The sequence below is a fragment of the Clostridium chromiireducens genome, assembly GCF_002029255.1.
GTDB classification, from domain to species: Bacteria; Bacillota; Clostridia; order Clostridiales; family Clostridiaceae; genus Clostridium; species Clostridium chromiireducens.
Window position 1 is genome coordinate 1 of record NZ_MZGT01000116.1, and the last position, 9,855, is coordinate 9,855.

8 protein-coding genes are annotated in these 9,855 nt (G+C 28.6%); 6 read left to right on the forward strand and 2 right to left on the reverse strand.

Annotated elements, in window-relative coordinates; all coding sequences use genetic code 11:
- Nucleotides 1–186 precede the first annotated feature (186 nt).
- Nucleotides 187–1,914 carry a ferredoxin hydrogenase gene (locus tag CLCHR_RS22870; RefSeq protein ID WP_079442212.1) on the forward strand — a complete coding sequence of 576 codons (1,728 nt, stop codon included), beginning with the start codon at nucleotides 187–189 and terminating at the stop codon, nucleotides 1,912–1,914.
- A gap of 26 nt (nucleotides 1,915–1,940) precedes the next feature.
- On the forward strand, nucleotides 1,941–2,729 hold the full coding sequence (locus CLCHR_RS22875) for a Cof-type HAD-IIB family hydrolase (protein ID WP_079442213.1): 789 nt from the start codon (nucleotides 1,941–1,943) through the stop codon (nucleotides 2,727–2,729).
- Nucleotides 2,730–2,838: 109 nt separating this feature from the next.
- On the opposite strand, the gene CLCHR_RS22880 is transcribed toward CLCHR_RS22875, so the two are convergent.
- Nucleotides 2,839–4,434, reverse strand: a complete 1,596-nt coding sequence (locus tag CLCHR_RS22880) for an ABC-F family ATP-binding cassette domain-containing protein (protein ID WP_079442214.1) — start codon at nucleotides 4,432–4,434, stop codon at nucleotides 2,839–2,841.
- A 254-nt stretch (nucleotides 4,435–4,688) separates the two neighbouring features.
- Nucleotides 4,689–5,282: a DUF1836 domain-containing protein gene (locus tag CLCHR_RS22885; RefSeq protein ID WP_079442215.1), complete on the reverse strand. Its 594-nt coding sequence runs from the start codon at nucleotides 5,280–5,282 to the stop codon at nucleotides 4,689–4,691.
- Nucleotides 5,283–5,505: 223 nt separating this feature from the next.
- On the opposite strand from CLCHR_RS22885, the gene trhA reads away from it, so the two are divergent.
- From trhA to mgsA, 4 genes are all read left to right on the forward strand, one after another.
- Nucleotides 5,506–6,153 (forward strand): PAQR family membrane homeostasis protein TrhA, encoded by a 648-nt coding sequence (gene trhA / locus CLCHR_RS22890; protein ID WP_079442216.1) that lies wholly within the window; start codon nucleotides 5,506–5,508, stop codon nucleotides 6,151–6,153.
- 227 nt (nucleotides 6,154–6,380) lie between these two features.
- Nucleotides 6,381–7,220 carry a glutamate 5-kinase gene (gene proB, locus CLCHR_RS22895; protein ID WP_079442217.1) on the forward strand — a complete coding sequence of 280 codons (840 nt, stop codon included), beginning with the start codon at nucleotides 6,381–6,383 and terminating at the stop codon, nucleotides 7,218–7,220.
- Nucleotides 7,213–8,457 (forward strand): glutamate-5-semialdehyde dehydrogenase, encoded by a 1,245-nt coding sequence (locus tag CLCHR_RS22900; protein ID WP_079442218.1) that lies wholly within the window; start codon nucleotides 7,213–7,215, stop codon nucleotides 8,455–8,457. The genes proB and CLCHR_RS22900 overlap by 8 nt, the downstream gene beginning before the upstream one ends.
- 328 nt (nucleotides 8,458–8,785) lie before the next feature.
- Nucleotides 8,786–9,145, forward strand: a complete 360-nt coding sequence (mgsA, locus tag CLCHR_RS22905) for a methylglyoxal synthase (RefSeq protein ID WP_079442219.1) — start codon at nucleotides 8,786–8,788, stop codon at nucleotides 9,143–9,145.
- Nucleotides 9,146–9,855 lie beyond the last annotated feature (710 nt).

Here is a 9,855-nt window from a genome sequence, read left to right on the forward strand (position 1 = left end):
CTCTAGAATTGTGAGAAAACATGTATTTTTAGTTGTAAAATTTGGTTAAATAAATAATATTATCAATAAAAGTTAATAATTAATATTTAATTCTTCATTATGATTGTGTTAAAATAGTATTCGGTGGCCTAGAGAATAGGCTATTTATTAACTAAAATAGAACACTAAGATGGAGGATTCTTTTTTATGATAAATATAGTAATAGATGGTAAGATTATAAAAATAGAAGATGAAAAAACAACTGTTTTAAAGGCAGCATTAGATAATGGAATAGATATACCTACATTATGTTATTTAAACGATTGCGGAAATGTAGGAAAATGTGGCGTATGTGCTGTAGAAGTTGAAGGAAAGAATAATTTATCTTTAGCTTGCATAACTAAAGTTGAAGATGGAATGATTATAAAAACAAACTCAGAAAAAGTTCAAGAAAGAATAAAGTCAAGAGTGAGTACATTGCTAGATAAACATGAATTTAAATGTGGACCTTGTAATAGAAGAGAAAATTGTGAGTTTCTAAAACTGGTTATTAAAACGAAAGCGAAGGCTAATACGCCTTTTGTTGTTACTGATAAACTAGAATATATTGATGAAAGAAGTAAATCAATTGTTATAGATAGAAGTAAATGTGTTCTATGCGGAAGATGTGTTGCTGCCTGCAAAGAAAAGACAGGAACTGAAATGATTAAAATTGTAGGCAAAGGTGCTGAGAGAAAAGTCTCGTCTATAGGAAATGAGTGTTTTGATGATACTAACTGCTTATTATGTGGTCAATGTGTTGTTGCGTGTCCAGTTGCGGCTTTATCTGAAAAATCGCATATGGATAGAGTAAAGGAAGCACTAGAGGATCAAAATAAACATGTAATAGTTGCAATGGCTCCATCAATTAGAACTTCTATGGGAGAGCTATTTAAATTAGGGTACGGGGTAGATGTTACAGGAAAACTATATACATCATTAAGAATGTTAGGTTTTGATAAGGTCTTTGATATCAACTTTGGAGCCGATATGACAATAATGGAAGAGGCAACAGAATTTATTGAAAGAATAAAGAATAATGGGCCATTCCCTATGTTTACATCATGTTGTCCGTCATGGGTAAGACTTCTTGAAAATTACTACCCAGAATTTTTAGAGAATCTGTCATCAGCAAAATCACCTCAACAAATATTTGGTGCAGCAAGTAAAACATATTATCCAGAAATAGAAGGATTAAACCCTAAGGATGTATTTACTGTAACTGTAATGCCTTGTACCTCAAAGAAATTTGAGGCAGATAGAAAAGAAATGGCTAATGATGGAATAAGAAATATAGATGCTGTTATTACCACAAGAGAACTAGCGAAAATGATTAAGGATGCAAAGATTAACTTTGCTAGTTTAGAAGATGGCGAAGCAGACTTAGCTATGGGAGAATATACTGGAGCTGGTGTTATATTTGGAACTACGGGTGGAGTTATGGAGGCGGCTCTTAGAACTGCTAAAGATTTCATAGAGGATAAAGATTTAACAAATGTAGAATATTCACAAGTCAGAGGATTTGAAGGAATTAAAGAAGCTACAGTGCAAATTGGTGGAGAAAATTATAATGTAGCTGTAATAAACGGTTCTTCTAATTTATTTGAATTTATGAAGAGTGGAAAAGTAATTGGAAAACAATATCACTTTATTGAAGTAATGTCTTGCCCAGGAGGATGCATTAATGGTGGAGGACAACCTCACGTAAATGCAAAGGACAGGGAAAATATAGATGTAAGAGCTTTAAGAGCATCTGTACTATATAATCAAGATAAAAATTTAGAAAAGAGAAAATCCCATAAGAATTCAGCATTATTGAAAATGTATCATGAATATATGGGAGCACCAGGACAAGGCAAAGCTCATAAGTTACTACACATAAAATATGATAAATAACGCAGTTAATGGGGGATAATATTAAAATGAGATTTCTAGCAAGTGATTTAGATGGAACATTATTTAGGGATAATAAGATTAGTGAAAAAGATTTGAGAGCATTAAGAAGACTGAAAGAATTAGGTAATAAGGTTATAGTTTCAACTGGAAGAAGTTTTAAGGGAGTTAACGATATTTTAAGAGAATATCCTTTTGAATATGATTATTTAGTTATGTGTAATGGTGCATTAATTGCTGATAGTAATAATAAAATAATCCATGAAAAAGTAATTCCTAATAAAATTCAAAATAAGATAATTGAAAGCTTTTATAATTGGGACGATTCACTTATTTACTATGATGATGGAAGTGCTACATATATGATTCAAAATGATAATGTAGATACATCTAAGGTTGATGCTGATTTTTTCAATCATTTTTCTGATAGAGTAAATTTAGATATGGCATTAAGCAATACAGCAGACTCACAAATTATGAGTATTTTTAATGTATCTCAATCAATATCTATGTCTGAATTGGTGAAAGAAAAATTATTAGTGGATTATAGTGAATATATAGAAGTATTTAGAAATCAGTTTTTTGTAGATATAGTTCCTAAAAATTGTTCAAAAGGAATTGCTATAGAGATGATATTAGAAAATGAGAATATGACAACTGATAATTTATATACAGTTGGTGATTCTTTAAATGATGTATCAATGTTCAAAATCACAAATAATAGCTATACATTTAATAATGTAGAAGAGATAGTTAAGCATCATGCAAATAATTTCGTTGATTATGTGTATGAAGTTATAGGGGACATGCTAGAGTAGCTTTTAAGTGGTTATTAATAAAACACAATAAAAAGTTTAAGCATAATAGAAAATGCCTAAATAAAAGGTTATTAAATCTTTTATTTAGGCATTTTAAATAATAAATTTATTATTTATTAGAATTAGAAAATTCTAAGTATTCATCAAATGTCATAGTTCTATCAACTATAGAACCATCATCTTTTATGTCGATAATTCTATTTGCTATAGTTTGAACGAATTGGTGGTCGTGAGAAGCAAATAATATGTTACTATTATAATCTCTTAAACCATTATTTACAGCTGTAATTGATTCAAGATCAAGGTGATTAGTTGGTTGATCTAGCATTAATACATTAGCGTTAGATAGCATCATTTTAGACAACATACATCTAACCTTTTCTCCTCCTGATAATACACTAGCCTCTTTTAAGGCTTCCTCACCTGAGAATAGCATTCTACCTAAGAAACCTCTAATATAGCTTTCGGATTTTTCTTCAGAATATTGTCTAAGCCAATCTACTAATGAAAGATTGCAGCCATCAAAGAATGCAGAATTATCAGTTGGGAAGTAAGCGTTAGTTATAGTTATTCCCCATTTAAATTCTCCACTATCTGGTTCCATTTCTCCAGCTAAGATTTTAAATAATGTAGTTACAGCTATTTCATTTCCAATAAGAGCAATTTTATCACCTTTATTAACCATGAAATTTATATTATCTAATAATTTAACACCATCAACAGTTTTAGATAAATCTTTAACCATTAATATATCATTACCAACTTCTCTTTCAGGTTTAAACCCTACAAAAGGATATTTTCTACTTGAAGGTTGAATATCATCTAAGGTGATTTTATCTAATAACTTTTTACGAGAAGTAGCTTGCTTAGATTTAGATGCATTAGCACTGAATCTTGCAATAAAGTCTTGTAAATCTTTAATTTTTTCTTCTTTCTTCTTGTTTTGATCTTTTGATAATTGAAGAGCTAATTGACTTGATTCATACCAGAAGTCATAGTTACCAACATAAATTTTAATTTTCCCAAAATCAACATCAGCCATTTGAGTACAAACTGCATTTAAGAAATGTCTATCATGTGATACTACTATAACAGTTCCATCAAAGTTTCCTAAGAAGTCTTCTAACCAGTTTACAGCTTTTAAATCTAAGCCGTTAGTAGGTTCGTCTAGAATTAAGATTCCAGGATTTCCGAATAGAGCCTGAGCTAAAAGAACTTTAACCTTCTCTCCACCAGTTAATTCCGATACATTTTTAAAATGCATTTCTGTTCCTATTCCTAATCCCTGTAGAACTGAAGAAGCTTCAGATTCGGCTTCCCAACCATTAAGTTCAGCAAATTCTCCTTCTAATTCAGATGCTTTAATTCCATCTTCATCAGAAAAATCAGGTTTAGCATATATCTCATCTTTTTCCTTCATTATTTGATATAGTCTTTCATTACCCATTATCACAGTTTCCAAAACTTGAAAATCGTCATATTTATAATGTTCTTGTTTTAAAACAGACATTCTTAAATTAGGAGCAATTGTAACTTCTCCAGTATTAGGTTCTATTTCACCTGATAATATTTTTAAGAATGTACTCTTTCCAGCTCCATTAGCACCAATAACTCCATAACAATTTCCAGGAGTAAATTTAAGGTTGACATCTTCAAAAAGTTTACGTCCACCAAATCTCAGACTAACATTTGATACGTTTATCAATATATTTCGACCTCATTTCTTATTATTGTAATTACTATAAAAATCTACAATATATGTTTTTAAGAAGAAAATTCTTAGTTGTAATAAATATATGTGTTTAGAAATTATGTTGAATTTAATTCTTAATTATATATTGTTCAAGTAGTTTCACTTCATGTTGCTTATTATACCACATAATCAACAAATTTTGCATTTTTAAGTATTGCTATAATTTAAAAAATTTGTATTAGATTAAAGTTTAAACAATACTCGTATTATTTACAATTCTTTGGAATATTAAAACATTCATCTAATATTTTTTCACTCATACGCCTATATAGATTACTCATATTAACATAGGCACATATAAGTAAGAAGTTTTCCTCATAATCACCTAATGTATCCTCTTTAGATTTTATTAATTCTTGTATATTCTCATAAATTTTATTAGAAGATAAATTTAAATCATCTAAATTTAAATCATATATATCTAAAAATGATTGATATACATCATGTAGTGGATAGTTTTGATCTTTTTCAAAAGAGTCTATTATAGGTGTCAGAAGAGTTTTGACATCTGTTAGAGATAAGGCACCTTTCAGATTATAAATTAAGCCCATTAAGATAAGATGATTCTTAGTATATTTTTTATTTTTAATTTTCATCAAGAGATTACCTTTTGCATAATTATTAATCATGGTTTTAGTTAATACTTTATCGTCATCATTTCTTTTAGTATAATTTAATTTACTTTCGAATAGCTGCATAACTTGATCCATATAAAGATCAATTTCAGGAAAGTCATTTAAATTTATATTATTAGATGATTTTTGTGAATTTATATAGTTATCAATATTAAAGTCACTCATAAGATTTCACTCCTCACATAGTAATAAAAACTATGTTCATTATTACAATTTCAATATTAATGGAAAGAGGTAGATAATTCAAGCATTTATGGGTAAAATACTAATAGATAATAAAATATAAGCGAAAATAACTTTTGCAATACAAATAAATATATGAAATAATTATATATATAATAACATGTAGTTATAAAAACTATGTGGTAATAAATAGGAGGGTAAAAGAATGGAGAAATATTTAAGAGAACCTATAAATGGGCTAACTCACTTTGTGGGAGCAGTACTATCATTAGTTGCTTTAATTGCAATGCTATTTAGAGCATATGAAAGAGGAAGTTCTGCAATAACAATATTTTCAGTTTTATTTTTTGGAGTAAGTATGATTTTATTATATAGTGCATCGGCAACATATCATTCAGTTATAGCTAATGATAAAGTTATAAAAGCTCTAAAAAGATTAGATCATTCAATGATATTCATTTTAATTGCTGGATCATATGCTCCATTTTGCTTGGTAGCATTGAATGGGAAAGTAGGATTTAACTTATTTTCAGCAGTAACAATATGTGCAGTTGTGGGAATTGCATTTAAATTATGTTGGGTAACTTGTCCAAGATGGCTTAGTAGCACAATGTATATTGGAATTGGCTGGTTTGCAATATTTGCAATATATCCTATGTCACAAGTATTGTCATTAATAGGGTTAATGTGGCTGGTTTTAGGTGGCGTGATGTATACAGTTGGTGGAGTAATATATGCATTGAAATCAGATAAAATAAGAATATGGCTATTTGGAAGACATGAAATATTCCATGTATTTATAATGTTAGGGACACTTTGCCACTTTATCTGTGTTTTTGTATATATAATTTAGTTTTTCATATTATTATGATGTTAACATATAAGCAGAATGCTTAGAGAACTTCTTAAAATTAATTTTTAAGAGGTTCTCTTTTCATATAAAAATGATTTTGTATTTTTAAGTAGATATCATATCATTAGGGAATTTATATTAAAAAGGATTTTATAACTTGATAAGATATATTTGGTATAGTAAGATAAAAGATAAAGAATAAATATGACTTTTAAGGGGATGTAAAAATGGGCTTTCGTCAAAGGTTAAAAGATGCAAATAGAATAGTTGTAAAAGTGGGATCATCAACACTAACTTATGATAATGGAAACATTAATTTAAGTAGAATTGAAAAGTTAACAAGAACTTTATCAGATATAGTTAATTCTGGTAAACAGGTTGTATTGGTAACATCAGGTGCAGTTGCTGTTGGTGTGAATAAATTGAAGCTTAAAGAAAAGCCCGAAAGTATAAGAGAAAAACAAGCTGTTGCGTCAGTAGGACAATGTGAATTGATGCATATATATAGTAAGTTTTTTGGGGAGTATAGTCATATAGTAGGTCAAGTTTTATTAACAAGAGATGTAGTTGAAGATGATCATATTAGAGAAAATGTATGTAATACTTTTGAAACATTATTAGAGAAAAGAATAATTCCAATAGTAAATGAAAATGATACTGTTTCTATAGATGAGATTGAGAATATAGTTAGGTTTGGAGATAATGATAATTTATCGGCAATAGTCGCATGTTTAGTTGATGCAGACTTATTAATAATATTATCAGATATAGATGGTTTCTACGATTCAGATCCTAGAAACAATGATAATGCAACTTTATTAAATGAGGTTAAAGAGATAACTCCAGAGTTAGAAGAATGCGCTGGTGGAGCTGGCTCAAGTGTAGGTACTGGTGGTATGATTACAAAACTAACGGCTGCTAAGACAGCTACAAAAGCAGGAGTAGATATGGTTTTGTCTAATGGTAATGAACCAAGTATATTATTAGATATATTAAATGCTGAAGAAATAGGAACGTTATTTATATCAGAAAAAAAAATAAAAAAAGGGGGCTATAAATATGAGTGAATTAATAATTATTGGCCAGAAGGCAAAAGAAGCATCTTATGAATTAAGTATTGCATCTACTGAACAAAAAGATAATGCTTTAATTCTTATGGCAGAAGAATTGATTAATGCAAAAAATGATATTATTAAAGCAAATGAAATAGATTTGGAAACTGCAAAATCAAAAGGTACATCAGAGGCTATGTTAGATAGATTAGCTTTATGTGATGATAGAATTAAAGGTATGGCTGATGGGCTTAAAGATGTAGTGAAATTACAAGATCCGATTGGAGAAGTAATTTCAATGTGGCAAAGACCAAATGGATTACAAATAGGTCAAAAAAGAGTGCCATTAGGAGTTATTGGAATAATTTATGAAGCTAGACCTAATGTGACATGTGATGCAGCTGGATTGTGTTTGAAAACAGGAAATTCTGTTATTTTAAGAGGTGGTAGTGAAGCTATAAATTCAAATAAGGCTATAGTTAAAGCGTTAGTTAAGGGAATGGAGAAGGCAGGATTGCCTAAGGAATCGGTTCAGTTAATTGAAGATACAAGCAGAGAAGTTGCAACTGAAATGATGAGATTAAATGAATTTATAGATGTTCTTATTCCAAGAGGAGGAGCAGGACTTATTCAAGCAGTTCTTAAAAATGCAACTGTTCCAGTTATAGAAACAGGTACAGGCAATTGTCATATATATATAGATGAGAATTGTGATTTTGAAATGGCAAAGGATATAACTGTTAATGCAAAAGCATCAAGGCCTTCTGTTTGTAATTCTGCTGAAAAGTTGCTAGTAAATGAAAAGATAGCTGGTGAATTTTTGCCAACAGTGGTTAAAGCGTTAAGAGAAAATGGAGTTGCAGTTAAAGGCGATGATGCATCACAGACCATAATTAATGATATTGAAAAGACAAGTGAAGAAGATTGGGGAAAAGAATACTTAGATTATGTAATGGCTGTTAAAATAGTTAAAGATGTGGATGAAGCAATTACACATATTAATAAATATGGAACAGGCCATTCAGAAGCCATAGTTACAGAAAGCTATAAAAATTCTCAAAAATTCTTGCAAAGAGTAGATGCGGCTGCCGTTTATGTAAATGCATCTACAAGATTTACTGATGGATCTGAATTTGGATTTGGTGCTGAAATAGGTATAAGCACTCAAAAGTTACATGCTAGGGGTCCAATGGGGCTTAAAGAACTAACAACAATAAAATATATCATATATGGAAATGGTCAAATAAGGTAGAGTACTTTAATTTGTTTAGTTTTGGATATTAAGGAATATTTCTTTTAGAAATGTTCCTTAATTATTTATAAGGCACTTAAGGATGCTACTATAATCTAAAATTAATTGTTAAGAAGATATTATTTGTGAAAGGAAAATTGACAATAAAAGATTTTAATGAAAATATATTACCTAGGAAATACTCAAAATTATAAAAAATTATTTATTATAATTTTATGATATATAAAGTTATTTTTAAGGTATAAATAATCTTTTTTATAATAAAGAGTTGTAGTATAATTTCAAGTGAAAACGTATCAGAGTAAAATTTAATAAAGGGGATGAAATTATGAAAATTGCTTTAATAGCACATGATAAAAAGAAAGAAGAAATCATTGAATTTTCGAAAAAATATAAGGATGTATTAGCAAAGTACGAGTTAGTTGCAACAGGAACAACAGGAAAGTTAATATCTGAAGCAACTGGACTTAAAGTTAAAAGATATCTTTCAGGACCATATGGAGGAGATCAACAACTAGGTGGAAGAATTGCAGAAGGAAAAATTGATTTAGTAGTATTCCTTACAGACCCACTAACTTCACAACCGCATGAACCAGACGTATCAGCATTACTTAGAGTTTGTAATGTACATAATGTAGCGGTAGTTACGAATATAAAGACTGCAGAAATTATAATTAAAGAATTTTAATTAAGGACATGCTGCTGTTGCAAAAGAATTAAATATTATTAAAAAATAGGATTAATAATTAGTATGTAGATTATGAATTAAGTTATTATTTGTAAAGAACGATTTCATATCTATTATGGTTATTAATCTATTTTTTTTATTAAATTATATTGGTAAATTTTAATTGGATCATAGCATATATTGGGAATTTATTTAAAGTATATAAAAATTTAATTTGGAATAAAAAAACACTTATCAAATTCATGATAAGTGTTTTTTAGAAAAAGTAGTGTTGATTGAGATTCAGATTTGGAGAAGGTCAGTTCAGAATTAACTGTAACTGCCTAAATATTCTGAATATTTACTTAATTAAATTATAACACAAATTAAATTAAATTACAATAAAGAACGTTATAGAAAAAATAAAAATTATTAGATCTATATATCTAGAACTTTGTCGATGGATAAGAAATCAGTGACCGAATATCAACTATTACTTTTTATTAATATACAAATAAATAATGTGTTATTTTCAATATATGAATTTGTATATAAGTTATTGAATATAATACTAGATATAAAAATGAATCACATTTTGCGAATTGCTTAACTGTATATCGGTACGTTTGTGAATAAAAATTCATATTAAATGAATTTTTATGCTTTATATTATTATGTATATATGATAAGATTGATATGTGAGATGAATATTTAAAAATAAATTTATAAAT

What these genes read in the sequence shown, in the direction of transcription:
- CLCHR_RS22870 (WP_079442212.1), top strand. Translation starts at nt 187, where the DNA reads ATGATAAATATAGTAATAGATGGTAAGATTATAAAAATAGAAGATGAA.
- CLCHR_RS22875 (WP_079442213.1), top strand. Translation starts at nt 1,941, where the DNA reads ATGAGATTTCTAGCAAGTGATTTAGATGGAACATTATTTAGGGATAAT.
- CLCHR_RS22885 (WP_079442215.1), bottom strand. Translation starts at nt 5,282, where the DNA reads ATGAGTGACTTTAATATTGATAACTATATAAATTCACAAAAATCATCT.
- trhA (WP_079442216.1), top strand. Translation starts at nt 5,506, where the DNA reads ATGGAGAAATATTTAAGAGAACCTATAAATGGGCTAACTCACTTTGTG.
- proB (WP_079442217.1), top strand. Translation starts at nt 6,381, where the DNA reads ATGGGCTTTCGTCAAAGGTTAAAAGATGCAAATAGAATAGTTGTAAAA.
- CLCHR_RS22900 (WP_079442218.1), top strand. Translation starts at nt 7,213, where the DNA reads ATGAGTGAATTAATAATTATTGGCCAGAAGGCAAAAGAAGCATCTTAT.
- mgsA (WP_079442219.1), top strand. Translation starts at nt 8,786, where the DNA reads ATGAAAATTGCTTTAATAGCACATGATAAAAAGAAAGAAGAAATCATT.